This is a genomic window from Frateuria sp., assembly GCF_035695185.1.
Lineage (GTDB): Bacteria > Pseudomonadota > Gammaproteobacteria > Xanthomonadales > Rhodanobacteraceae > Frateuria_A.
This window is the reverse complement of sequence record NZ_DASSES010000098.1, coordinates 1-22,849: the sequence shown is the minus strand read 5'-3', so window position 1 is coordinate 22,849 and position 22,849 is coordinate 1. Positions and strand designations below refer to the sequence as shown.

General features: G+C 69.2%; 21 protein-coding genes. 10 read left to right on the top strand and 11 right to left on the bottom strand.

Annotated elements, in window-relative coordinates; translation table 11 throughout:
- Together VFH59_RS07595 and VFH59_RS07590 are read right to left on the bottom strand one after the other, a co-directional pair.
- Nucleotides 1–499: ParA family protein (locus tag VFH59_RS07595; RefSeq protein WP_325164278.1), on the bottom strand; the 499-nt coding region annotated here is incomplete at its 3' end.
- 89 nt (nucleotides 500–588) lie between these two features.
- The gene (locus VFH59_RS07590; protein WP_325164277.1) at nucleotides 589–1,608 is read right to left on the bottom strand and encodes a hypothetical protein; all 1,020 of its coding nucleotides are present in this window, start codon (nucleotides 1,606–1,608) and stop codon (nucleotides 589–591) included.
- Nucleotides 1,609–1,771: 163 nt separating this feature from the next.
- Between VFH59_RS07590 and VFH59_RS07585 the strand changes: the two genes are divergently transcribed.
- The gene (locus VFH59_RS07585; RefSeq protein WP_325164276.1) at nucleotides 1,772–1,972 is read left to right on the top strand and encodes an antitermination protein NusB; all 201 of its coding nucleotides are present in this window, start codon (nucleotides 1,772–1,774) and stop codon (nucleotides 1,970–1,972) included.
- A gap of 57 nt (nucleotides 1,973–2,029) precedes the next feature.
- Here VFH59_RS07585 and speE read toward each other — a convergent pair whose 3' ends face one another.
- The gene (speE, locus tag VFH59_RS07580) at nucleotides 2,030–2,881 is read right to left on the bottom strand and encodes a polyamine aminopropyltransferase (protein WP_325164275.1); all 852 of its coding nucleotides are present in this window, start codon (nucleotides 2,879–2,881) and stop codon (nucleotides 2,030–2,032) included.
- Between the two features lie 263 nt (nucleotides 2,882–3,144).
- On the opposite strand from speE, the gene speA reads away from it, so the two are divergent.
- Both speA and VFH59_RS07570 read left to right on the top strand, forming a co-directional pair.
- Nucleotides 3,145–5,025, top strand: a complete 1,881-nt coding sequence (gene speA, locus VFH59_RS07575; RefSeq protein WP_325164274.1) for a biosynthetic arginine decarboxylase — start codon at nucleotides 3,145–3,147, stop codon at nucleotides 5,023–5,025.
- 156 nt (nucleotides 5,026–5,181) lie between these two features.
- Complete coding sequence (locus VFH59_RS07570) at nucleotides 5,182–5,967, top strand: 3-hydroxybutyrate dehydrogenase (RefSeq protein WP_325164273.1); 786 nt, start codon at nucleotides 5,182–5,184, stop codon at nucleotides 5,965–5,967.
- Nucleotides 5,968–6,095: 128 nt separating this feature from the next.
- Here the strand turns inward: VFH59_RS07570 and VFH59_RS07565 are convergent, their stop codons facing one another.
- From VFH59_RS07565 to radC, 4 genes are all read right to left on the bottom strand, one after another.
- On the bottom strand, nucleotides 6,096–6,848 hold the full coding sequence (locus tag VFH59_RS07565; RefSeq protein WP_325164272.1) for an SDR family NAD(P)-dependent oxidoreductase: 753 nt from the start codon (nucleotides 6,846–6,848) through the stop codon (nucleotides 6,096–6,098).
- Nucleotide 6,849: 1 nt separating this feature from the next.
- Nucleotides 6,850–7,542, bottom strand: coding sequence for an SPOR domain-containing protein (locus tag VFH59_RS07560; RefSeq protein WP_325164271.1), 693 nt, complete (start codon nucleotides 7,540–7,542; stop codon nucleotides 6,850–6,852).
- Nucleotides 7,542–9,230: an arginine--tRNA ligase gene (argS, locus tag VFH59_RS07555; protein ID WP_325164270.1), complete on the bottom strand. Its 1,689-nt coding sequence runs from the start codon at nucleotides 9,228–9,230 to the stop codon at nucleotides 7,542–7,544. The genes VFH59_RS07560 and argS overlap by 1 nt, the downstream gene beginning before the upstream one ends.
- Before the next feature lie 518 nt (nucleotides 9,231–9,748).
- Nucleotides 9,749–10,420, bottom strand: coding sequence for a RadC family protein (radC, locus tag VFH59_RS07550; RefSeq protein ID WP_325164269.1), 672 nt, complete (start codon nucleotides 10,418–10,420; stop codon nucleotides 9,749–9,751).
- Between the two features lie 97 nt (nucleotides 10,421–10,517).
- Between radC and coaBC the strand changes: the two genes are divergently transcribed.
- The 3 genes from coaBC to VFH59_RS07535 are packed head-to-tail and all read left to right on the top strand — an operon-like array spanning nucleotide 10,518 to nucleotide 14,514.
- On the top strand, nucleotides 10,518–11,720 hold the full coding sequence (coaBC, locus tag VFH59_RS07545) for a bifunctional phosphopantothenoylcysteine decarboxylase/phosphopantothenate--cysteine ligase CoaBC (RefSeq protein ID WP_325164268.1): 1,203 nt from the start codon (nucleotides 10,518–10,520) through the stop codon (nucleotides 11,718–11,720).
- Nucleotides 11,717–12,172 (top strand): dUTP diphosphatase, encoded by a 456-nt coding sequence (gene dut, locus VFH59_RS07540; protein WP_325164267.1) that lies wholly within the window; start codon nucleotides 11,717–11,719, stop codon nucleotides 12,170–12,172. The genes coaBC and dut overlap by 4 nt, the downstream gene beginning before the upstream one ends.
- Before the next feature lie 29 nt (nucleotides 12,173–12,201).
- Nucleotides 12,202–14,514, top strand: coding sequence for a phosphomannomutase/phosphoglucomutase (locus VFH59_RS07535; RefSeq protein ID WP_325164266.1), 2,313 nt, complete (start codon nucleotides 12,202–12,204; stop codon nucleotides 14,512–14,514).
- A gap of 76 nt (nucleotides 14,515–14,590) precedes the next feature.
- Here the strand turns inward: VFH59_RS07535 and VFH59_RS07530 are convergent, their stop codons facing one another.
- A complete protein-coding gene (locus VFH59_RS07530) occupies nucleotides 14,591–15,235 on the bottom strand; it encodes a DUF4124 domain-containing protein (RefSeq protein ID WP_325164265.1) in 645 nt (214 codons plus the stop codon).
- Between the two features lie 98 nt (nucleotides 15,236–15,333).
- Nucleotides 15,334–15,981, bottom strand: coding sequence for an orotate phosphoribosyltransferase (pyrE, locus tag VFH59_RS07525; protein ID WP_325164264.1), 648 nt, complete (start codon nucleotides 15,979–15,981; stop codon nucleotides 15,334–15,336).
- 65 nt (nucleotides 15,982–16,046) lie between these two features.
- On the opposite strand from pyrE, the gene VFH59_RS07520 reads away from it, so the two are divergent.
- From VFH59_RS07520 to VFH59_RS07510, 3 genes are all read left to right on the top strand, one after another.
- The gene (locus VFH59_RS07520; RefSeq protein WP_325164263.1) at nucleotides 16,047–16,817 is read left to right on the top strand and encodes an exodeoxyribonuclease III; all 771 of its coding nucleotides are present in this window, start codon (nucleotides 16,047–16,049) and stop codon (nucleotides 16,815–16,817) included.
- Nucleotides 16,807–18,105 (top strand): AmpG family muropeptide MFS transporter, encoded by a 1,299-nt coding sequence (locus tag VFH59_RS07515; RefSeq protein WP_414655866.1) that lies wholly within the window; start codon nucleotides 16,807–16,809, stop codon nucleotides 18,103–18,105. The genes VFH59_RS07520 and VFH59_RS07515 overlap by 11 nt, the downstream gene beginning before the upstream one ends.
- 103 nt (nucleotides 18,106–18,208) lie before the next feature.
- Nucleotides 18,209–18,502: a hypothetical protein gene (locus VFH59_RS07510; protein WP_325164262.1), complete on the top strand. Its 294-nt coding sequence runs from the start codon at nucleotides 18,209–18,211 to the stop codon at nucleotides 18,500–18,502.
- Nucleotides 18,503–18,512: 10 nt separating this feature from the next.
- On the opposite strand, the gene VFH59_RS07505 is transcribed toward VFH59_RS07510, so the two are convergent.
- Both VFH59_RS07505 and VFH59_RS07500 read right to left on the bottom strand, forming a co-directional pair.
- Nucleotides 18,513–19,643, bottom strand: coding sequence for an anhydro-N-acetylmuramic acid kinase (locus VFH59_RS07505; protein ID WP_325164261.1), 1,131 nt, complete (start codon nucleotides 19,641–19,643; stop codon nucleotides 18,513–18,515).
- A gap of 10 nt (nucleotides 19,644–19,653) precedes the next feature.
- Nucleotides 19,654–21,096, bottom strand: coding sequence for an OapA family protein (locus VFH59_RS07500; RefSeq protein WP_325164260.1), 1,443 nt, complete (start codon nucleotides 21,094–21,096; stop codon nucleotides 19,654–19,656).
- Nucleotides 21,097–21,273: 177 nt separating this feature from the next.
- Between VFH59_RS07500 and tyrS the strand changes: the two genes are divergently transcribed.
- The gene (gene tyrS, locus VFH59_RS07495) at nucleotides 21,274–22,485 is read left to right on the top strand and encodes a tyrosine--tRNA ligase (RefSeq protein ID WP_325164259.1); all 1,212 of its coding nucleotides are present in this window, start codon (nucleotides 21,274–21,276) and stop codon (nucleotides 22,483–22,485) included.
- Nucleotides 22,486–22,849 lie beyond the last annotated feature (364 nt).

The following is a 22,849-nucleotide window of genomic DNA, read 5'->3' as shown; positions in this document are numbered from 1 at the left end:
GTTCGGCGACCACCGGGAAGGGCGCCGCGTCGGCCAGTTGCGCCAGCGCGTCCTGGCTGGCGTGGGTCCAGGGCTTGAGGCGGTTGCCGACCAGCGCCACCGGCAGCCTGCCGCGCCGGATCCGCGGTACGAGCGCGAGCTGCTCGAGGAATCCCAGCGTCGCATGCAGGTCGAACGAGGACGGCAGCACCGGTACCAGCACCGCGCCGGCCACCTCCAGCAGCGGCTCGAGCTCGCGCCCGCTGCTGCCCGCCGGGGTGTCGATCAGCACCCGGTCGGTATCCGGTGGCAGCTTCTGCAGGCCGCGACGGCCTTCCAGCCCGAGCACGCCGGGCATGCCGTCGGGCCGAAGCGTGGCCCAGCGATAGCTCGAGCCCTGGCGGTCGGTATCGACGATCGCCGTACGCCTGCCTTCCTGTGCCCAGTGCGAGGCCAGCTGGGTCACCAGCGTGCTCTTGCCGCATCCGCCCTTGCTGCATGCCACCAGCACCGTCAGCATCGGCCGCCCCTGTTGGGAAAGGTGGGGCAAGCGTAGCAGCAGGCGGGCGCAGGGTGGACTCGTGCCGGGCGGCTCCGCCCGGCAACGGCTCAGCCCTGGTCCTCGTGCGGCTTCCAGCCTGCCGGCGCGCTCGTGGGGATGCCGGCATCGCGCAGCGCCGCCAGCATCAGGCTCATCTCCGTGCCGCCGTGGCGGGCCAGCCCGAGCAGGTGCTGCGCCTGCGCCTTGTCCGCCTGCGCCCGCGCGATCAGCTGGGTGAACTGTTGCACCTGCCAGATGAGGTCCCGGCGCTCGCGCGCGGCCTGTTCGCGTCCCTCCGCCTCGCTGGCAAGCTGCTCGCGCAGGTGCAGGCCCAGCGAGCGGGCCAGCGGGCTGGAACCCCATTCGAGGGTCTTGCCGAGCTGGCGGCAGTCGGCGATCAGCGCCTGGTCCTCGCCGGCGGTCCGGCACACTTCCGCGGCGGCGCGCAGGCCCGGCTGCGGTTGTGCGCCGGCAATGCCGAACACGATCATCGCCTGCACGCCGGCCGCGCCCGAGTCGGCGTGCGGATCGAGTGTGGCGTCCGGTGGCGGCAGCACGCTCACGCCGTCGGCGAGCGCCTGCAGGCTGGTCCCGGTGTAGTCGTCGTAGAGCTTGGCCCGGGCGGCGTGGGCGAGGTCCGCCCGCGCCTCATCGCGCTTGGCGTCGTGCACGTCCTGGCCGAGCTTGAGCAACCAGACCGCGGCGTTTTCCGGAGCGTCCGTGACCAGCGCGGCAAGCGCGTCCGGGTTGGGACAGGCACCGGCCTGGGCGTCACAGTCGGCCAGCTGTACCCAGCGCTGGGCGGGGCCATGCCCCGGCGCTGCCGTGGCGCGGTCGATCAGGCCGTGGAAATCGTTCCCCTTCGGTTGCCTGGGCAAGGGCCGCGCCAGCAGCGCGGCGCCCAGCAATGGCAGGGCATCGGCGCGCGGCGCCAGCACGCTGACCAGGTCACGCTGGAAGGCGATCAGCGCCTTGGTGCGCGCTGCCTGCGCAGAGGGCGGGGCCTGCTTCGCCAGCGCGGGCATGGGCGCGATGGAGGCGCCGAGCAGGCCGGCCAGTGCAACGGCGAGTTGACGCCATCCCGGCATCGCGTTCTCCTTGGAGCGAAATGAAGCGGCAGCATAGCCGGCATGGATTAAGCCAGCCTGATTCGCCGGTCGGCGCGACGCGCGCTGTCGGGTGGGGATGGTTAGCATGGTCGCTTCCCCGACGCGCGCTTGCGTGCACCCCGCAATGACCGGAGAAATTGCCGTGATCCAGCTTTCCAGTTTGGCCGATCCGCAGGCGGCACCATGGTTCGCCGGTTGGGGAACGCTGGCGCTGATCAACGCCGGCCTGGCCCAGGGCAAGAACCGCAGTGGCGGGCTGTGGTTCCTGCTGTCGCTGGTGCTCGGGCCGATCGCTACGCTGATCCTGGTGCTGCTGCCGAAGGTGCGGCAGAAGTTGTTCTAGCCCGGTGCCGCGGGCGGGCCGGGGCCCACCCTGCGGCACGCTGGGCCTGCCTCGAGGTCATTCCCCCAGCGCTTCGCGCATGAACTCCGGCTGCGCCAGCGCGGCGCGGTGGATGTCGGCATTGTAGTAGCGGGTCGGGAAGCCCTTGCTGATGGCGCCGCGCTCGCGGAAGCCGGACAGGTCCGCGCCCTTGCGCGCCATCGTGCAGCTCCACCAGCCGGTCGGGTAGCACGGCTGCGGGAAGGTGAGCGTCCTGACCGCGCCGAAGCCCGAGCTGCGCATGGCCGAACGCATCGACTTGATCAGCTCCAGGTGCGCCAGCGGCGATTCGCTCTGCTGCACCAGGATGCCGCCGTGGCGCAGCGCCTTGTGGCAGCTGGCGTAAAAGGCGGCGTTGAACAGGCCTTCGGCCGGGCCGACCGGGTCGGTCGAGTCGACGATGACCAGGTCCAGCGAGTCGGGCTCGGCCTCGGCCATGTACTTGATGCCGTCGATGAACAGCAGCTCCGCGCGCGGATCGGCGTTGGACTCGCACAGCTCCGGGAAGTACTGCTCGGCCAGGCACGTCACGCGCTCGTCGATCTCCACCTGCGCGGCATGCTCGACTTCCTCGTGCTTGAGCACCTCGCGCAGCGTGCCGCAGTCTCCGCCGCCGATGATCACCACGCGCTTGGCGCGCGCATGGGTGAACAACGCGGGGTGGGTCATCATCTCGTGGTAGAGGAAGTTGTCGCGGCTGGTCAGCATCACGCAGCCGTCGATCACCATCAGCTTGCCCCAGTCGGTGGTCTGGTAGATCTCGATGGTCTGGAACGGGGTCTTCTCCGCATGCAGCAGTTTTTCCACCCGGAAGCCGATGGAAGAGCCGGAGGACTGGTGCGCCTCGGTGAACCAGCTGAGTTGCGACATGGTGCGGACCTGCATGGGGAGAGGTGAAAAGAGCGGCATTGTAGCGGCAACCGTGCGCAGGCAATGTGCGCATTGACCCCCTGTTGCCGCCGGCCGCCGCTACAATGCGCCCCCGGGCCGGCCACGCGCCGCCCCAAGAGCCCGACCGGCCCCGCGGCGTGCGAGGCTTCCGGCCGGCGGGCCCTCCGCTCGATCGAGCAATGCGTCAAGGCTCGCCGCTGCGACGTGCATGGATCCCGTTTGCCTCGAAGGAGACCCTTGCCATGTCCACGTCCTGGACCATCGACGAAGCCCGCCAGCTGTACGCCGTGCCGTACTGGAGCGACGGCTACGTCGACATCGATGCCGCCGGCGGCATCGTGATGCGCCCGCGCGGCGCCAGCGGGCCGTCGCTGTCGCTGCCGCAGATCGTCGACCAGGCCCGCGCGCAGGGCCTGCGCCTGCCGTTGCTGGTGCGCTTCCCGGACATCCTGGCCGATCGCCTCAAGCGCATGCAGGGCGCCTTCGCCCGCGCGATCGAGGAAACCGGCTACGCCGGCGGCTACACCGCAATCTTCCCGATCAAGGTCAACCAGCAGCGCGGCGTGGTGCAGGAGCTGGTGGCCGCCGGCAGCCAGGGCTTCGGCCTGGAGGCCGGCTCCAAGCCCGAGCTGATGGCGGTGCTGGCACTGGCACGGCCCAATTCGATCGTCATCTGCAACGGCTACAAGGACCGCGAGTACATTCGCCTGGCCCTGATCGGGCGCAAGCTGGGGCTGCGCGTGTTCATCGTGATCGAGAAGCTTTCCGAGCTCGAGCACGTCACCGCCGAAGCCGCGGCGCTGGACGTCGAACCGCTGCTCGGCGTGCGCGTGCGCCTGGCCTCGATCGGCGCAGGCAAGTGGCAGAACACCGGTGGCGACAAGGGCAAGTTCGGCCTGTCGCCGACGCAGGTGCTCGGGCTGGTGACCGCGCTGGACAAGGCGGGCCTGAAGCACACCCTGAAGCTGCAGCACTTCCACATGGGCTCGCAGATCTCCAACGTGCGCGACATCGCCAACGGCATGCGCGAGGCCACGCGGTATTTCGTGGAGCTCTCGCGCCTCGGTGTGCCGCTGGAGATCGTCGACGTGGGCGGCGGCCTGGGGGTGGATTACGAAGGCTCGCGCTCGCGCAGCCACAACTCGATCAACTACTCGATGGAGCAGTATGCGGCGACCATCGTGCAGTCGCTGGCCGAGGCGGTGGCCGCCGAAGGCCTGCCCGCGCCGCACGTGCTCACCGAAGCCGGCCGTGCGATGACCGCGCACCACGCGGTGCTGGTCAGCGACGTGACCGAGGTCGAGGAGGTGCCGGCCGGTGCGCTGCCGCCGCCGCGCGAGGACGAGCCCCGGGTGCTGCGGCACCTGCGCGAAGTGCATGCCGCGCTGGGCGAGCGCCCCCCGCTGGAGCTCTACCACGAGGCCCAGCACCACCTGGCCGAAGGCCAGTCCCTGTATGCGCTGGGCCAGCTGAGCCTGGCCGACCGCGCGCGGCTGGACGAGATGTTCTACCTGGTCGCCAACGCGGTGCGCGCGCGCCTGTCGCCGGCGGACCGGGCGCATCGCCAGCTGCTGGACGAACTGGACGAGAAGCTGGTCGACAAGTACTTCCTCAACTTCTCGGTGTTCGAGTCGGTGCCGGACATCTGGGCGATCGACCAGATCTTCCCGATCATGCCGCTCACGCGGCTGGACCAGGCGCCCACGCGCCGCGGGGTGATCGTCGACCTCACCTGCGATTCGGACGGCCGCATCGACCACTACGTCGATGCCGAGGGTGTCGACGTCAGCCTGCCGCTGCACAGCCCCCGCAAGGGCGAGGACTACTGCCTGGGCCTGTTCCTGGTCGGTGCCTACCAGGAGACGCTGGGCGACATCCACAACCTGTTCGGCGATACCGACGCGGTCAACGTGCGCGCCGATGGCGAAGGCTACGTGTTCGACCACGTGCGCCGCGGCGACACCACCGACGTGATGCTCGACTACGTCGGCTACGATCTGGCGGCGCTGCGGCGCAGCTACCGCGAGCGCATCGTGGCGGCGGGCATCGACGGCGAGCCGGCCGAGTCGCTCTATCGCGACCTGGATGCGGGGCTGACCGCCTACACCTACCTCGCCGACTAGCGCGAGACCACGCTGCCGGAGCGCACCTGCCCGCCGGACGGCCGGCGGTCGTGCACAGCTGCGCTCCGACGTGGAGCCAAACCCTGCACCAAGGTCCGATGGCGCCGGGCGGTGCGCGGCCTACAATCTCGGACTCCCCACTGCGGAGCACAGGTCATGGCCAGTCTCGACGGCAAGGTCGCCCTCATCACCGGGGCCGCCAGCGGCATCGGCAAGGCTATCGCCGAGCGCTATGCGCGCGAGGGCGCCGCGGTGGCGATCGCCGACATCGATCCCCGGGCAGCCGAGGCGGCCGCCGCGGCGATCAACGCGGCGGGTGGACGCGCCATGGGCGTGGCCATGGACGTCACCGACGAGCAGGCCGTCGATCGCGGCACCGACGCGGTGGTGCAGGCGTTCGGCCAGCTCGACATCCTCATCTCCAACGCCGGCGTGCAGATCGTCAATCCGATCGAGAGCTTCGCCTTCGCCGACTGGAAGAAGATACTGGCGATCCACCTGGACGGCGCCTTCCTGACCACGCGCGCGGCGCTCCGGCACATGTACCGGGGCGACCGCGGCGGCATCGTCATCTACATGGGGTCGGTGCACTCGCACGAGGCCTCGGTGCTGAAGGCGCCCTACGTGACCGCCAAGCACGGCCTGCTCGGCCTGGCCCGCACGCTGGCCAAGGAGGGCGCGCCGCACAACGTGCGCGCGCACGTGATCTGCCCGGGGTTCGTGCGCACGCCGCTGGTCGAGAAGCAGATCCCGGAACAGGCCAGGGAGCTGGGTATCAGCGAGGAGGAGGTCATCCGCAACGTGATGCTCAAGCAAACCGTCGATGGCGTGTTCACCACGCTGGAGGACGTGGCGCAGACGGCGCTGTTCCTGGCCAGCTTCCCCACGGCCGCATTGACCGGCCAGAGCTTCGTGGTCAGCCACGGCTGGCACATGCAGTAACGGGGGCCAATGGACCGATGCAGGAGCGCACCTGTGCGCGATCGCCATGCGCGTGCCGCCGGATCCGCAGCGTCCCCGGTCGCGCGCAGGTGCGCTCCTGCAAGGTCGTCCCTGAGCGCGGGTGTCCGCTACTGGCGGTGCACCTGGAAGGCGCCGAACGACTGGTTCACCGGCATCAGTTCGATGCGATTGACGTTGAGGTGCGGGGGCAGGTTGGCGATCCACCACAGCGTGTCGGCGACATCGCTTGCGGTGATCGGCTGGGCGCCGGCATAGAGCCTGTCGGAGGCGGCCTGGTCGCCACCGGTGCGCACCAGGGTGAATTCGGTTTCGGCCATGCCCGGCTCCACCGAGGTCACGCGTACGCCGGTGCCGTGCAGGTCGGCGCGCAGGCCCAGCGAGAACTGCGAGACGAAGGCCTTGGTGCCGCCGTATACGTTGCCGCCCGGATAGGGGTAGGTGCTGGCGGTCGAGCTGATGTTGACGATCGCGCCCTTGCGTTCGATCAGCGTGGGCAGCAGCAGCCGGCTCAGCGTCACCAGGGCGGTGACGTTGGTGACGATCATCTGCTTCCACGGCGCGAGGTCCGCCTGCTGGGCCGGCGCCGTGCCCAGCGCCAGGCCCGCGTTGTTGACCAGCAGGTCGATGCCGGCGAAATCGGCGGGCAGGGCTGCGTGCGCCGAGCGCATCGCGGCCTCGTCGCGGATGTCGAACGCCAGCGCGTGGACGCGGTCGGCGCCGTGCCGGGCGACCAGTTGCTGCAGGCGTTCGGCGCGGCGGCCGCTGGCCACCACACGCCAGCCACCGGCCACGAAACGCTCGACGGTGGCGGCGCCGAAGCCGGAGGTGGCGCCGGTGATCCAGGCGACCTTGCCATTCATCTCAGCGGCCTTCCTTCAGTGCGATCGCCTTGTAGCCGGCGCCGGCCAGGCGGTCCTGCACCGATTCCAGCTCGGTCGCCGAACGGTACGGCCCCAGCCGCACGCGATGGAAGGTCTGGCTGCCCACCTGCACGGTCTGCACGTTGGCGACGAAGCCCTGCAGCGCCAGCTTGGCCTTGAGCGCCTCGGCGTCGGCCGCGCTGGGGAAGGCGCCGACCTGCAGCAGGTAGCCGCTGCCGGCCGCCGGTGCCGGCACCGCGGTGGCGGGCGCGGCCTGGATGTTCTCGGTGACCGCCGCCGGTGCGTTCGGGTTGGCCGCCTGCTGTTGCGCGGCGGCCGCGGCCCGCGCCTGCTGGGCGGCCTGCAGCTTCTGCTGCTGCTCGGCACGCGCCTGCGCGCTGATCTGGTCGTCGGGAATGCGCACCTCCTTCTCCGAAAGCACCGAGTAGAAGTCGTACTGCGGCTTCTTCGGTGCACTCTCGGCCGGGGCCAGCCCCTTGTCGCCATCCCCCTGGGCGGTGGCCTGCGGGTTCGGCTGGGGACCGGTCGGCGCCATCGGCAGCATCGAGTGGCGCGTCAGCACCACCATCGCCACGATGCCGACCGCGATGCCGAGCACCGCCCAGCCCCAGGCGGGGAAACCGCCCTTGCGGTTGCGTACGGCCTGCCGGCCCTTGCCCGGGCGTGCTGCCATTACATGCTCTCCGGGGCGCTCAGGCCCAGCAGGTCGAGACCGTTCCGGATGACCTGGCGCGTCGCCACCACCAGCGCCAGGCGTGCGTTGCGCAGGCCCGCGTCCTCGACCAGGAACTGGTGCGAGTTGTAGTAGGTGTGGAAGGCGTTGGCCAGTTCGCGCAGCCAGCCGGCGAGCAGGTGCGGCTCGAGGTTGGCGGCGGCGCTGTCGACGATCTCGGGGTATTTCGAAAGTTCGGTGAGCAGGATCTGCTCGTGCTCGTTGTCCAGCCGCGCCAGCTCGGCCAGCCCAAGCTCCAGGTCGACCGTGAAGCCCTTCTCGCCCGCCTGGCGCAGCACCGAGCACACCCGCGCATGGGCGTACTGGATGTAGTAGACCGGGTTGTCGTTGCTCTGCGAGCGGGCCAGGTCGATGTCGAACACCAGTTGAGAGTCGGCCTTGCGCGAGATCAGGAAGTAGCGCGTGGCGTCGCGGCCCGCTTCGTCGATGAGGTCGCGCAGGGTGACGTAGCTGCCGGCGCGCTTGGAGATTTTCACCTCCTCGCCGCCGCGCATCACGGTCACCATCTGGTGCAGCACGTACTCGGGCCAGCCCTTGGGGATGCCGCAGTCGAGTGCCTGCAGGCCGGCCTTCACGCGCGCCAGCGAGCCGTGGTGGTCCGAGCCCAGCTCGGTGATCGCGCGGGTGTAGCCGCGCTGCCACTTGGAGCGATGGTAGGCCACGTCCGGCACGAAGTAGGTATAGGTGCCGTCGGACTTGCGCATCACGCGGTCCTTGTCGTCACCGTAATCGGTGGTGCGCAGCCACAGCGCGCCACCGTCCTCGTAGGTGTGGCCGTGGGCGATGAGCTCGCGCACGGTCTCGTCCACCTTGCCGTCGGTGTACAGCGAGGACTCCAGGAAATAGGTGTCGAAGCCCACGCCGAACGCCTTCAGGTCCAGATCCTGCTCGCGGCGCAGGGCCGCCACGGCGAACTGCCGGATCGCTTCGAGGTTCCCGGGATCCCGCGCGCCGGTCACGGTGTGGCCGTCGGCCACCACCGACTCGCCGGCCAGGTATGCGCGGGCCACCTCGGCGATGTAGTCGCCGCGGTAGCCGTCCTCCGGCCAGCCTTGCTCGCCCGGCGCCAGGCCACGGGCGCGCGCCTGCACCGAGATCGCCAGGTTGTGGATCTGCACGCCGGCGTCGTTGTAGTAGAACTCGCGCCTGACGTCCCAGCCGGTCGCTTCCAGCAGGCGGGCCAGGCAGTCGCCGATCGCCGCGGCACGGCCGTGGCCCACGTGCAGCGGACCGGTCGGGTTGGCCGAGACGAACTCCACGCCGACGGTGGTGCCCGCGCCGCTGGCGTTGCGGCCGTAGGCGTCGCCTTCGGCGAAGATGCGCCGCACTTCGGCGTGGTAGGCGCCGGCGCCGAGGAAGAAGTTGATGAAGCCGGGGCCGGCGATCTCGACTTTCTCCACCAGCGGGCTGGCCGGCAGGGCGGCGACCAGTTGCCCGGCCAGTTCGCGTGGCTTGGCGCGTGCCGGCTTGGCCAGCAGCATCGCGGCATTGGCGGCGAAGTCGCCATGTTCGCGGCTGCGCGCGCGCTCGACCACGAACGGCGGGAGCTCGAGCTCGGCGGGCAGGACGGCTTGGCCCTGCAGGGTCCGGATGGCCTGCAGCAGCAGGTCGCGCAGCGCTTGTTTCACGGCGAGGGATCGTTGTGCGATGGGAACCGCCAATCCTAGCAGAGGCGGTGCGGCCACCGGTCTGCGGCCGGGAGGGCCGCGCCTGGGGCCTGCCTCGGACAGAGGCCCGATGGGCCGGGCCGGGCTCCTCCATCCGCCCGGTAACTGGGTTCCTGCACCCGGTTGGGGCGGGAGCGGGGACAATCCTGTGGATAACTCTGTGGGGAAAGCTGCGGCACCGCGGAGGAGTCAGGCAAGGTCTCGCCCCGAGACCCGCTTGTAAAGCTGACAACCCTTTCAAATCATGAACATGGAGGAAGTCTTTCAGGCTTGTCGCCAACTGACGCACGCCGGGCCCGCGCAAATCGGATTGTGCATAAGTCGCGGCCCCGGTTTTTCGCGGCTGTCAAGCCCTGCGCTGTCATGGCCCTGTCATGGCTTGGTGCCACGCTGCCCCGGTACCCGCCGTCTCCCCCGGCAGGTACCCTCCCAGGCGGCGCGCCTCTCCCCGGCGCGCCGCCTTATTTTTGCGCGGGGGCCTACAGCAGGCCGCGCTCGGCCATCGACACCGGCGTGCCGTGGCCGATCACCAGGTGGTCGAGCACGCGCACGCCGACCAGCTGCAGCGCTTCGCGCAATTCGCGGGTGATCGCGCGATCGGCGGCACTGGGCTCGGCCACGCCGCTCGGGTGGTTGTGCGCGAAGATCACCGCGCAGGCGTTGTGCCTGAGGCAGGCGCGCACCACCTCGCGCGGGTGGACGCTGGCGCCATCGACGGTGCCGCGGAACAGTTCCTCGAAGGCGAGCACCCGGTGGCGGTTGTCCAGATAGAGGCAGCCGAACACCTCGTAGGGCAGGTGGCGCAGGCAGGCGGAAAGGTAGTCACCGCTGTCGCGCGGGCTGCCCAGGCTGGGGCGCGCCTGCAGCTGCTCGGCCAGGCTGCGGCGGGCCAGCTCCAGTGCGGCGACGATCCGCGCGCGCTTGGCCGGACCCAGGCCCCGGCTGGGCGCCGGTCCGTCGACGCGGCCGAGCAGGGCAGCCAGGCCACCGGCCTCCGTGAGCAGCTCGCGGCCGAGCGCGATGGCGTCCTTGCCGGGCACCCCGCTTCCCAGCAGCACGGCCAGCAGTTCGGCATCGGAGAGGGAGGCGCCGCCATGCTGCAGCAGCTTTTCGCGCGGACGTTCGCCGCTGGGCCAGTGACGGATACTCATCCGTCCGATCCTGCCCGCCAGAGTGCGGAGCGGGCAGCGGTAGCGTTTGATGAATCCGGTAAGCTAGCGCTTCGCCCGGTTGTCAGGCCCGTCTTACATGAGTCTTGCCCAACGTCGCATCCTGCTCGGCGTCTCGGCGGGTATCGCCGCCTACAAGTCCTGCGAACTGGTGCGCCGGCTGCGCGAGCAGGGTGCCGAGGTGCGCGTGGTGATGACCGAGGCGGCGACCCGTTTCGTCGGCACGACCACGTTCCAGGCGTTGTCCGGGCAGCCGGTGCGCGTCTCGCTGTGGGACGAGGGCGCGGAAGCGGCGATGGGCCACATCGAACTGGCACGCTGGGCCGAACGGGTGCTGATCGCCCCGGCCAGCGCCGACATCCTGGCCCGCCTGGCGCATGGCCACGCCGATGACCTGCTGACCACGCTGTGCCTTGCCAGCGCCGCACCGCTGTACGTGGCACCGGCGATGAACCAGCAGATGTGGGCGCATCCGGCGGTGCAGGCCAACCTGGCCACGCTGCGCGCACGCGGAGTGGCGGTGCTGGGCCCGGCCGCGGGGGAGCAGGCGTGCGGCGACATCGGGTCGGGACGCATGCTCGAACCGGCGGAGCTGCGCGATGTCCTGGCCGCGTCCTTCGGCGGCGGCGCGCTCGCCGGACTGCACGTGGTGGTGAGCGCCGGGCCGACCTACGAGGACATCGACCCGGTGCGCTTCATCGGCAACCGCAGTTCCGGTCGCATGGGCTTCGCCGTGGCCGAGGCGGCCGTGGCGGCCGGGGCGCAGGTGACGCTGGTCGCCGGTCCGGTCAGCCTGCCGACCCCGCCCGGCGTGCTCCGGCGCCTGGACGTGCGCAGTGCGACACAGATGCGTGAGGCCGTGCTGGGCGCCACCGCAGTGGATATCTACATTGGCGCGGCCGCAGTGGGCGACTACCGCCCGTCCGCGGTGGCCGAGCGCAAGCTCAAGAAGCGGGACGGCGCGCCGCTGGTGCTGGACCTGGCCGAAAACCCCGACATCCTAAAGGACCTCGCCGGCCGGCAGCCACACCCATTCCTGGTCGGCTTCGCCGCCGAAACGCATGACGTGGCCGCCTACGCGCAGGACAAACTTGCCCGCAAGGGGCTGGACATGATCGCCGCCAACCGGGTCGGGGCCGGCCTGGGCTTCGAGGCCGACGACAACGCGCTCAGCCTGTACTGGCCGGGCGGTGGCGAGGAGCTGCCGCGCGCGCCCAAGCGCGAGCTGGCCGCGCGGCTGGTCCAGTGCGTTGCGGCACGCTACCGGGCGACACGTGCATGATCGACGTCGAACTCAAGATCCTGGACCCGCGCCTGGGCGACACCATTCCGCTGCCGCAGGCCGCGACCGCCGGCAGTGCCGGGATGGACCTGCGTGCGGCGATCGAAGCCCCGCTCACCCTGGCTCCGGGTGAAAGCGTGCTGGTGCCCAGCGGCATCGCCATCCATATCGGCGATCCGAACTGGTGCGCACTGATCGTGCCGCGCTCGGGGCTGGGCCACAAACACGGGCTGGTGATGGGCAACCTGGTCGGCGTGATCGACGCCGACTACCAGGGGCCGCTGATGATTTCCTGCTGGAACCGCGGCAACGTGCCGTACACCATGGGTGTGGGCGACCGTATCGCCCAGCTGCTGCTGGTGCCGGTGGCACAGGCGCGGCTGCGCGTGGTGGCCGAGTTCGCGCCTTCCGCACGCGGCGCGGGCGGGTTCGGTTCGACCGGCGTCAACTGAAGCCGGGCATCAACGACGTTGGGGGCGAGATGGCAAGAAACCTCTTGAGGGTGCGGGACGCCGGCGGCGCCGTGGCATGGCAGCGCCTGCTGCCGCTGGCCGGAGGCACCGTGCTGTTGCTGCTGGGCATCTTCTGTGCGTGGCAGACCTGGCTCATCGCCAGCGAGAGCGACGAAGTGGCGCGCGTGTATGCGGCCCGCGACCAGGCGGTGCACGCGCTGGGGGCGGAGATCGCCGGTGAGCGGGCGCAGGTCGCCCGGGCGATCGCCGCGCTCGATCCGGCCAGTGCGGACGGCGACCGCGCGAAGCTGGGCGACGCACTGCGCGCGCGCCTGCCGCAGGCGTTGAACGTGGAGGTCTACAGCGCCGGCCTGGACGAGGTGCTGCACGCAAACTACCGCAAGTTCGGCTACGCCAAGGCAGCGCAGCTGATGGCCGCGCAGGCCGACGACGCGCTGCCGGTGCAGACCGTGGTCGCGAATGGCCAGCGGCGGTTGAGCCTGGTGCAACCGATGGGTCCGGTGCAGCGCCCGCGGGCCTGGGTCTGGGTGGAGTTGCCGTTCACGCCACTGCAACGGCGTTTCGAGTCCATTGCGCCGGGTGGCGGCCGCATCGACCTGCGCCAGGGCGCCGACCGCGGCGAGCTTAGCCTGCTCTCGCGGGGTGCCTCCTCGGCCGAGGCGGAAGAGGAGGCCAGGCCGGTGCCGGGCAGCACCTTCACCGTGCGCGCGGCCCTGCCGGCCGCCTTCATCCTGCTGCCGCGCGTCTGGCCGTTGGCGGCGTTGCTGGCGCTGCTGGGGATCGGCGGTGGCCTGTACCTGTTGTGGCTGCGCGGCCGCCTGGCCCCGCGCCCGGAAAACCAACCCGAGGAGATGATGGTGTCCGATGTAGTCCCCGCCAAGCACGAGCCCGCCCCGGTGGTCCGCCCGGCCGCGATGCCGCCCACGGAAAGCCCGGCCGACGCCGTCGATCCGAGCATCTTCCGTGCCTACGACGTGCGCGGGGTGGTCGGCAAGACGCTGACCGCGCGGGTCGCGCGGCTGCTTGGCCAGTCGATCGGCACGCTGATGCGCGAAAAAGGCCTGTCCGAAATCGTGGTCGGCCGTGACGGGCGCCTGTCCGGGCCCGAGCTCGCCGGCGCGCTTGCCGACGGCCTGCGCGAGGCCGGCATCGACGTGATCGACGTCGGCGCGGTGCCGACCCCGGTGGTCTATTTCGCCGCCTACCGCTTCAACACCGGCAGCGGCGTGGCGGTGACCGGCAGCCACAACCCGCCGGACTACAACGGCTTCAAGATCGTGGTCGGCGGCGAGACGCTCTCCGAGGGGGCCATCCAGGACCTCTACCAGCGCATCGCCAGCGGTGCGCTGGAGGCGGGCGGGCAGGGTGGCCTGCGCCATGTCGATGTGGTGCCCGACTACATCGAGCGGATCATTTCGGACGTGCAGGCCGAGCGGCGCCTGAAGGTCGTGGTCGACTGCGGCAACGGCATTCCCGGCGCGGTGGCGCCGCAGGTGATCGAGGGCATCGGCTGCGAGGTCGTGCCGCTGTACTGCGAGGTGGATGGCACCTTCCCGAACCACCACCCGGATCCCTCGGACCCGCACAATCTCGAGGACCTGATTCATGCAGTGCGCCAGACCGGCGCTGACCTTGGCGTCGCCTTCGACGGTGACGGCGACCGCCTGGGCGTGGTGACCCGCGACGGCGAGATCATCTACCCCGACCGGCTGCTGATGCTGTTCGCCCGCGACGTGCTGTCGCGCCAGCCGGGCGCGACGATCATCTACGACGTCAAGTGCACCGGCCACCTGAAAGGCCAGGTGCTGGAAGCCGGCGGCAGTCCGCTGATGTGGCGCACCGGCCATTCGCTGATCAAGGCCAAGATGCGCGAGACGCAGGCGGAGCTCGCAGGCGAGATGAGCGGGCACTTCTTCTTCAAGGAGCGCTGGTACGGCTTCGACGACGGCATCTACGCCGGCGCACGGTTGCTGGAAATCCTGGCCGGCGACATTGAAGGACGCACGCCGGAGCAGGTCTTCGCCACCTGTCCGAAAGGCGTGTCCACGCCGGAGCTGAAGATCGAGCTCAGCGAGGGCGAGCACTACCGCTTCATCGAGAAGTTCAAGGAGAAAGCGGGCTTCGGCGATGCCACGCTGACCACCATCGACGGCGTGCGCGCGGACTGGCCGGATGGCTGGGGCCTGGTGCGCGCCTCCAACACCACGCCGGTGCTGGTGCTGCGCTTCGATGCGGACAACGCGGCGGCGCTCAAACGCATCCAGCAGGCGTTCCGCGAGCAGCTTTTCCTGGTCGACCCGGGGCTGAAGCTGCCGTTCTGAGGGCAGGCCTGCGGGTGGGCCCGCCCTGCCGCCATCGCTGGCGGGACGGGCTTCGTGCCCGCCTTGCGCCCCGCCCTTACTGCCGCTGCTCTTCTTGCGCCTGTTTGAGCGCGCGGTAGTGCTCCAGCTGCTGCGCGGATGCCTTCTCTGCGGTGTCGCGCCGGTCCTGCAGCCGCGCCAGCGCACCGCGCTGGCCGGCAACCACGTTGCGCTGGTCGGCAATGCTGTCGGCCAGTGACCTGGGTACTTTTTCCTTCGTGCGCTCGAGGTCTGCCGCGCGGCCCAGCAGGTCGGCCAGCGCCTTTTCCTGGCTTTGCAGGTTGAGGCGCGTGGTATTGATCTGCTGGTCGATGCTGTCCAGTTCCTCCTGCTGCGCCTGCTTGAGCGCCGTCTCGTCCCCGTAGGCGTTGAGCAGTTGCAGGTCGGCGCGCTGGCGCGCTTCCTCCGCCCGCCGCTGGGCGGCCTGTTCGGCGGCCAGCTTGTCGGCGGCGGCGCGTTCCTCGGGAGTCAGCTGGCGCTCGACGTGGCGCACCACGTAGCCCTGGTCGTTGACCAGGTCGTAGCCGTACTTCATCGCCTCCGCAGTGAGGCTGTCGCTGTAGTGCGACAGCCCCTTGGCATCACGCCAGTGGTAGCGGATGCCAATGCCGGTGGCCTTCTGGGCATGGGCGGTCAGGACCGCTGCCAGGCTGATGGCAACGGCGTAAACGAGCTTGCGCATGGACACCCCTCCTGGCGGGCAGTATAGCGATCGTGCGGCCACTGCCTAAGCGTGGATGAAGGGCGTGGATGGGCCTGTGACGCGGGTCGCCACCTGAGTCATCCGGATACGCCGTAGCGGTGGCGGTACTCGAGCAGCCGCGCGTGCTCGCCGGCCAGTTCGGCGCGCTCGCCGGCATAGGCCAGTACCTCGTCCAGGCCGGTGATGGCAATCACCGGGATGCCGTGGTCGCGCGCCACTTCCTGGGCGGCCGACAGTTCGCCCAGGCCGCGCTCCTGCCGGTCCAGCGCGATCAGCACGCCTGCCGGAGTGGCACCCTGCGCGCGGATCAGCGCCAGCGACTCGCGCACCGCGGTGCCGGCGGTCATCACGTCGTCGACGATCAGCACCCGGCCCGCCAGCGGTGCACCGACCAGCACGCCACCTTCGCCATGGGCCTTGGCTTCCTTGCGGTTGTAGGCCCACGGCAGGTCGCGACCGTGCTGCGTGGCCAGCGCGATCGCGGTGGCCGCGGCCAGTGCGATGCCCTTGTAGGCCGGCCCGAACAGCATGTCCACCGGCAGCTGCGCCCGCACCAGCGCGGCGGCATAAGCCTCGCCCAGTCGGGCCAGCGCGGCGCCCGAGTCGATGCGACCCAGGTTGAAGAAATACGGGCTGCGGCGCCCGGACTTGAGCGTGAAATCGCCGAAGCGGAGGACGTCGCGCGCGAGCGCCAGTTCAATGAAGTCGCGTTGGTAGGGTTGCATGGGCGCCGGAACGGGAATGGAGATTGGCTATTATCCACCGGTTCCCCAGCCACGAGTCCGCCCGCATGAGAATCGTCACGCTCAACGCCAACGGCATCCGCTCGGCCGCCAGCAAGGGCGTGTTCGACTGGCTTCGGAGCCAGGCCGCCGACGTGGTCTGCGTGCAGGAAACCAAGGCGCAGGAGGACCAGCTCACCGACGCGATGTTCCGCCCGGATGGCCATCACTGCTTCTATCGCGACGCGACCTGCAAGAAAGGCTACAGCGGCGTGGCGATCTACGCGCGGCGCGAGCCCGACGCGGTGCTCACCGAGCTGGGCTGGGAGCCGTTCGACTGCGAGGGGCGCTACATCGAGGCGCGCTTCGGCAACCTGTCGGTGGTCTCGCTGTACGTGCCGTCGGGCTCCTCGGGCGAGGAGCGCCAGCAATTCAAGTTCAAGGCCATGGATTTCCTCACGCCGGTCTTCGACCAGTGGCTCAACAGCGGCCGCGACTACGTGATCTGCGGCGACTGGAACATTGTCCACACCCGCAACGACATCAAGAACTGGACCTCCAACCAGAAGAACTCCGGCTGTCTGCCGGCCGAGCGGGCTTGGCTCGATCTTCTGTTCCACACCCGCGGCTGGGTCGACAGCTTCCGTGCGGTCAAGCCCGAGGCGGTCGAGTACACCTGGTGGTCCAACCGTGGCCGTGCGCGCGAGAACAATGTCGGATGGCGGATCGACTACCAGGTCTGCACGCCGTCCCTGCGCGAACGCATCCGCGATTGCTCGGTCTACCGCGATCAGCGTTTCTCGGACCATGCGCCCTACACGGTCGACTATGCCGACTGAGCCGGTCGCAGCCTCCGCGCGCAAGCCCTCGATCTGGCGCGCCTTCGCGCAGCCGGCGGCCGGCACGATGGCGCTGTTCGGGTTCGCTTCGGGTCTGCCATTCCTGCTGGTGGCCGGGACGCTGGCGTATTGGCTGAAGGAAGAGGGCATCAAGCTGGAGGAGATCACGATGATCGCCAGCGCGGGCCTGACCTATGCCTTCAAGTTCGTCTGGGCGCCGTTGCTCGACCACTGGCGCATTCCCGGCTTCGCGCGGCTCGGCCAGCGACGCGGCTGGCTGCTGTTCGCACAGCTCTGCGTGACCGCAGGCCTGCTGGGGATGGCGCTGCTGACCCCCGACCAGCTGTGGCCCTTCGTGGCCGCGACGTTGCTGGTCGCCTTCTTCGGCGCGACCCAGGACATCGCGGTGGACGCGTACCGCATCGAGATCGCGCCGTCGCACGTGCAAGGCGCCCTTGTGGCGACCTATGCGCTGGGCTACCGCATCGGCCTGCTGCTGGCCGGCGCGGTGGCGTTGATCCTGGCCGATCACGTGTCCTGGCGCCTGGTGTATCTGATCATGGCCGGCGCCATGGCGATCCCCATCGCCACCACGCTGTTGGCACGCGAGCCGGACGTGCTGCGTGCACGGCCGACCAGCTGGTGTCTTGCCATGCGCGAAAGCGTGGTCGATCCGTTCACGGACTTCTTCCGCCGCTACGGTGTGCAGGCGGCAGGCGTGATCCTGCTGTTCATCCTGCTCTTCAAGATCCCGGAGCAGGCGACGATCGGCGGGATCATGAGCCCGTTCTACCGCGACATGCAGTTCTCCAAGACCGAGATTGGCGCGATCACGAAGATCTACGGCATATGGATCGGCATCGTCGGTGTGTTCCTCGGCGGCGCGGCGGTCGCGCGCTGGGGCGCATGGCGTTCGCTGGGAGCGACGATCGTGTTGTGCGGCTGCAGCAACCTCTTCTACCTGGTGCTGATTGGCCATCCCGGGAACCTGCTGGCACTGACCCTGGTGATCTCGGCCGAGAACCTTACGCTAGGCATGCTGGGCCCGCCGACGGTGGCGTTCCTGTCGATGCTCGTCAACCGCCAGCACACCGCCACCCAGTACGCCCTGTTGAGTTCCCTGGTGAACCTCCCGGGCAAGCTGCTGGGCTTCTTTGCCGGAGGCATCGCCACGGCCGCGGGCTATGGTGGCTATTTCGTGCTCACGGTGGTGGCGCTGATCCCGGCGATGCTGCTATATGCCGGACTGTGGCGGCGCTTCCGTGCCGTCGAGCAGGCAGAAACCTAGTCGCGGGCGGCCTGCGGGGCGTGGCCGGTAGCCTGCTGCAAACCCCGTGGTTCTGTGCCACCATGCCCTGCCAGCTGGGCATGCGTGACACGGAGCGACGCACGTGCCGGACCTCGTCATACGCCACATCGACAGCTTGATGGCCGAGCGGATCAAGACGCTCGCGAAGGACCGCCATTGGTCCATCAACGACGTCGTGCTGCATGCCCTGCGGCACGGCCTGGGCCTCAGCGCGGCCGGCCAGATCTCCAGCGAGGCGATGCTCGATCCGGGCAGCCTGGTGCTGGGGGGGCAGTGGAACCTCGCCGAAAAGGCGGTCTTCCAGGAAGCCCTGCAGGCGCTTTCGCTGGCGCGCCCGACGCAGTTGGCGCCCGCGCGCGTCTCCAAGCTCAGCTAGACGGCCGCGGTCATTCCCGCGGGGCCAGGTACAGTGCGCCCAGCACGCGGCGGCCATGCGCGCCGGTAACCGCCGGCAGGTTGCCGGGCATGCCGAGCACGCGCTGGCGGGCCAGCCAGGCGAACGCGGCGGCTTCCAGATAGTCGGGGTCGATGCCGTGCGTGGCGGTGCTGACGACGCGGCGCGGCGCCAGCCATTCGGCCAGCCGCGCCATCAGCCGCGAGTTGTGCACGCCGCCCCCGCACACCAGCACGTCCGTCGCGGCGGGCGCGTGTGCTTCGATCGCGTCGGCCACGGTATGCGCGGTCAGTTCCAGCAGGGTGGCCTGCACATCGGCCGCTGCCAGTAGCGGCACGCGTGGCTGGCGCAGCAACCAGGCCAGGTGGAAGTGCTCACGGCCGGTGCTCTTGGGCGGCGCCAGCGTGAAATAGGGGTCGGCCAGCAAGGCTTCCAGCAGGGGTGCATCGACCTGGCCGGCGGCGGCGAACGCGCCATCGCGATCGAAGGGCTCGCCAAGCTGCTCCTGGCACCAGGCATCGAGCAGTCCATTGGCCGGGCCGGTATCGAAACCCAGCACCTGGCCTTCCGGGCCAAGCACGGTGATGTTGGCGATGCCACCCAGGTTCAGGACCACGCGGGTGGATCCCGGCTGGCCAAGCAACATCGCGTGGACCGCCGGCAGCAGCGGCGCGCCCTGGCCGCCGGCGGCAACGTCGGCGCGGCGGAAGTCCGCGACCACGTCGATCCCGCAGGTTTCGGCGATCACCGTCGGATCGCCGATCTGCAGGGTGAAGGGTGTTTCACCGCCAGGGCGGTGCCGCACCGTCTGGCCGTGCGAGCCGATCGCGCGCACGGCGGACGCGGGTGTGCCGCTGGCTTCGAGCAGCGCCCGCGTGGCCTCGGCAAAGTGCCGGCCGACCTCGACATCGAGTCGTCCGAAGGTATCCAGGTTGAAGCCGGTCAGGTCCTGCGCCAGCGCCAGCACGCGCTCGCGCAGGGGTTCGGGCCACCGGTGGGTGAGCGCAGCACGCAATTGCGGCAGGCCCTGGTCGAATGACACCAGCGCGGCATCGATGCCGTCGGCGCTCGTGCCGGAGATCAGCCCCAGGTAGAGGGCCGATGCGTCGTCGGTGGAGGACAAGGGCGGAGCGTCAGTCGTCGTTGCGAGTAGCCGAGTGCAGCTGGGCGAGCTTGAAGTTGGCGTCCATCGCCTTCAGGCGCGCCAGCTGCGGGCGCACGACCTCGGACTCGAAGCGGGCCAACTGCGCCGCCGGCAGCGGCTGCGGCTTGGGCAGGGTGACCGTCTGCGGATCACGCTGCACGCCGTTGACGCGGAACTCGTAGTGGAGGTGCGGCCCGGTGGCGAGGCCGGTCATGCCCACATAGCCGATCACCTGCCCCTGGCTGACGTGCTGGCCGACGTGCTCCTTGGCGAAGCGCGACATGTGCCCATAGGCGGTGCTGATGTTCTTGTTGTGCTGGATCACCACGAAATTGCCGTACCCGCGCATCCAGCCGCGGTACTTGATCACGCCATCGCCGGCGGCGTGGATCGGGGTGCCGGACGGGGCTGCGTAGTCCACGCCCTTGTGTGCGCGCATGCGGCCGAGGATCGGGTGCATGCGGGCAGCGGTGAAACGCGAGGAGATCCGGGTGAAGTCGACCGGGATGCGCAGGAAGGACTTCTGGATCGGCCGGCCGTCCTCGCTGAACCAGCCGTAGCGGCCGTCGGCCTTCTTGAAGCGGTACGCCGTGTAGCGATGGCCCTGGTTGACGAACTCGGCGGCGACGATGTCGCCCTCGGCGAAGTAGCTCCCGTCACGATAAACGTCGTCATAGACCACCGTGAAGCTGTCGCCGTCGCGCAGGTCCTGGACGAAATCGATGTCGTACTTGAACAGGTCCGCCAGCTTGCCGACCATGCCCTGGCTCATGCCGGCCCTGGCCGCGGCGGCATACAGGGAACTGGTGATCGTGCCGTGGGCAACGTGCTCGCGCGTCTCCATCGCGCGCGGCTGGATGTTCAGCGTGGCGTGGCCGCCGTCGAAGCGGACTACGGCACGGTTGGCTTCGTCCTTGTCGAAACGGATGCCTTTGAGGCTGCCGTCGCTGCCGAGCAGGAAGTCGAATTCCTGGTGCGGGCGAATGTTGTGGAAGGCCCCCTTGGTGGCCCCGGCCGCGTCCATCACGCGCTGCAGGTCGGCCAGGGTCAAGCCTTCATCCTGGAAGATGTCCGAGAGGGTCTGGCCGGGCTGCACCTGCACCACGTGCCAGTTCTCCATCGCTCGGGCGGGTGCGGCCACCGGCGAGGCCTTCGGCAGCGTGAGCGGCAGCACCGTATGGGCGACGGGCGCCGGATCGGGCCGCATCGCGCTGGCCCAGGCGGGAAGGAAGAAACCCGAAAGCGCGGTCAGCAGCAGCGCGGTACCGGCCAGGATCCAGCGCTCGCGGTGCCAGCGAAGCGGCTCGGACTCGCCCAGACGGCTGAACGACCAGTGCGCGCAACGCTCGTAGAAGTGCATGTGGCGGCGTTGCGCCTTGCGGCGGATAGCCTGCTTGCGCGCCGCCCGCGCGATCTGATCGCCCTCACCCATGCTCTTCGCCCCGCGTTACAAAGTACCCAGGCGGGGTACCTTAGCGGCCCCGTATAAAGGGCGTCAACGCCTTTCCTTTCAAGGATTTGCGCTGGTTTTCTGATTAACGCACAATTAACGCCATTTTGTGAACAGCGACCCCTTGTCGCTGTCGACCGATCGACATAGAGGACACCCATGAACGAGCTTGAGCAGGCGCTGGCGACGATCGCGCGCGGCGCCGACGAGGTCATCAAGCACGAGGAGCTCGTCGAGCGCCTCAGGAGCGGCCGCCCGCTGCGTATCAAGGCCGGCTTCGACCCCACGGCGCCGGATCTCCACCTGGGTCATACGGTGCTGCTCAACAAGATGCGCCAGTTCCAGGACCTCGGGCACCAGGTTATCTTCCTGATCGGCGATTTCACCGGGCTGATCGGTGATCCCACCGGCAAGAACGTCACCCGCAAGCCGCTCAGCCGCGAGGACGTGCTGAAGAACGCCGAGACCTACGCCTCGCAGGTGTACAAGGTGCTCGACCGCGAGCGAACCGAGGTGCGCTTCAATTCGGAGTGGTTCGACAAGATGTCCGCCGCCGACATGGTGAAGCTGGCCGCGCAGCACACGGTGGCGCGCATGCTCGAGCGCGACGACTTCGCCAAGCGCTTCGCGGGGCAGCAGCCCATCGCCATCCACGAATTCCTCTATCCATTGGTACAGGGCTACGACTCGGTGGCGCTCCAGGCGGATGTCGAGCTCGGCGGTACCGACCAGAAGTTCAATCTGCTCATGGGCCGCGCACTGCAGGAGCACCACGGCCAGCCGCCGCAGGTCGTGCTGACCATGCCGTTGCTGGAGGGACTGGACGGCGTCCACAAGATGTCCAAGTCGCTCGGCAACTACATCGGCATCAACGAGCCTGCAATCGACATTGTCACCAAGGTCATGAAGATCGACGATGCGCTCATGTGGCGCTGGTTCGAGCTGCTCAGCTTCCAGGTATCGCTGGACGAGCTCGCGCGCTTGAAGCATGAGGTGGCAAGCGGCGCCCTCAATCCGCGCGATGCCAAGCTGCGGCTCGCACGCGAACTGGCAGCGCGTTTCCATGACGAGGCCGCGGCCGAGCAGGCCATCGCCGGATGGCATGCGGTGGTACGCGGCGAAGGTGACACCTCTCTGCTCCCGCTCGCCGAGATCGTGGTGCCTGCCGAAGGCCTCCGCCTGCCGGCCCTGCTGACGACGGCTGGGCTCACTGCCAGCAACTCCGAGGCAAACCGAAAGCTCAAGGAGCGTGCGGTGCGCATCGACGCGGCAGTGGTGGAGGACGCCCAGCGCATGTTCGGCGCCGGATTCGAAGGCGTGCTGCAGGTCGGCAAGCGCAACTTCGCCCGCGTGAAGCTCGTCGCAGGCTAGACGCCAGGCGGGTTTGCGCGTTGCAGGCAAAAGAAAATGGCTGCGCCCGCTTGCCAAGTTCGTGCGCTCTGCCTACTATTCGCGGCCCGTCGCCCAACTCCCCTTCGGCCGGCAACTTCCCCAAGCAAAATTCTTCGCGAAAGGGTGTTGACGAACCGGCAAAGGAATGTAGAATGGGCGGCTCACCCGGGACGAAACGTCTCGGGGCGAACTGAAGAAAAGTTCGCAAGTGATTGATCTTTGACAGTGTGCGCAGGTGACTTGTGTGGGCGCCTTGCGGTGGATGGATGACTGTCCAACCAATGCAAGGGGCTCCAACGAAACAAGTCAGCAATGACGTTTTACGTTGGGACAACCCCTTCAG

Excerpts from the sequence above, each read along its gene's own strand:
- VFH59_RS07590 (WP_325164277.1), bottom strand. The coding sequence starts at position 1,608 with ATGCCGGGATGGCGTCAACTCGCCGTTGCACTGGCCGGCCTGCTCGGC.
- speE (WP_325164275.1), bottom strand. The coding sequence starts at position 2,881 with ATGTCGCAACTCAGCTGGTTCACCGAGGCGCACCAGTCCTCCGGCTCT.
- speA (WP_325164274.1), top strand. The coding sequence starts at position 3,145 with ATGTCCACGTCCTGGACCATCGACGAAGCCCGCCAGCTGTACGCCGTG.
- VFH59_RS07570 (WP_325164273.1), top strand. The coding sequence starts at position 5,182 with ATGGCCAGTCTCGACGGCAAGGTCGCCCTCATCACCGGGGCCGCCAGC.
- VFH59_RS07565 (WP_325164272.1), bottom strand. The coding sequence starts at position 6,848 with ATGAATGGCAAGGTCGCCTGGATCACCGGCGCCACCTCCGGCTTCGGC.
- VFH59_RS07560 (WP_325164271.1), bottom strand. The coding sequence starts at position 7,542 with ATGGCAGCACGCCCGGGCAAGGGCCGGCAGGCCGTACGCAACCGCAAG.
- radC (WP_325164269.1), bottom strand. The coding sequence starts at position 10,420 with ATGAGTATCCGTCACTGGCCCAGCGGCGAACGTCCGCGCGAAAAGCTG.
- coaBC (WP_325164268.1), top strand. The coding sequence starts at position 10,518 with ATGAGTCTTGCCCAACGTCGCATCCTGCTCGGCGTCTCGGCGGGTATC.
- dut (WP_325164267.1), top strand. The coding sequence starts at position 11,717 with ATGATCGACGTCGAACTCAAGATCCTGGACCCGCGCCTGGGCGACACC.
- VFH59_RS07535 (WP_325164266.1), top strand. The coding sequence starts at position 12,202 with ATGGCAAGAAACCTCTTGAGGGTGCGGGACGCCGGCGGCGCCGTGGCA.
- VFH59_RS07530 (WP_325164265.1), bottom strand. The coding sequence starts at position 15,235 with ATGCGCAAGCTCGTTTACGCCGTTGCCATCAGCCTGGCAGCGGTCCTG.
- pyrE (WP_325164264.1), bottom strand. The coding sequence starts at position 15,981 with ATGCAACCCTACCAACGCGACTTCATTGAACTGGCGCTCGCGCGCGAC.
- VFH59_RS07520 (WP_325164263.1), top strand. The coding sequence starts at position 16,047 with ATGAGAATCGTCACGCTCAACGCCAACGGCATCCGCTCGGCCGCCAGC.
- VFH59_RS07515 (WP_414655866.1), top strand. The coding sequence starts at position 16,807 with ATGCCGACTGAGCCGGTCGCAGCCTCCGCGCGCAAGCCCTCGATCTGG.
- VFH59_RS07500 (WP_325164260.1), bottom strand. The coding sequence starts at position 21,096 with ATGGGTGAGGGCGATCAGATCGCGCGGGCGGCGCGCAAGCAGGCTATC.
- tyrS (WP_325164259.1), top strand. The coding sequence starts at position 21,274 with ATGAACGAGCTTGAGCAGGCGCTGGCGACGATCGCGCGCGGCGCCGAC.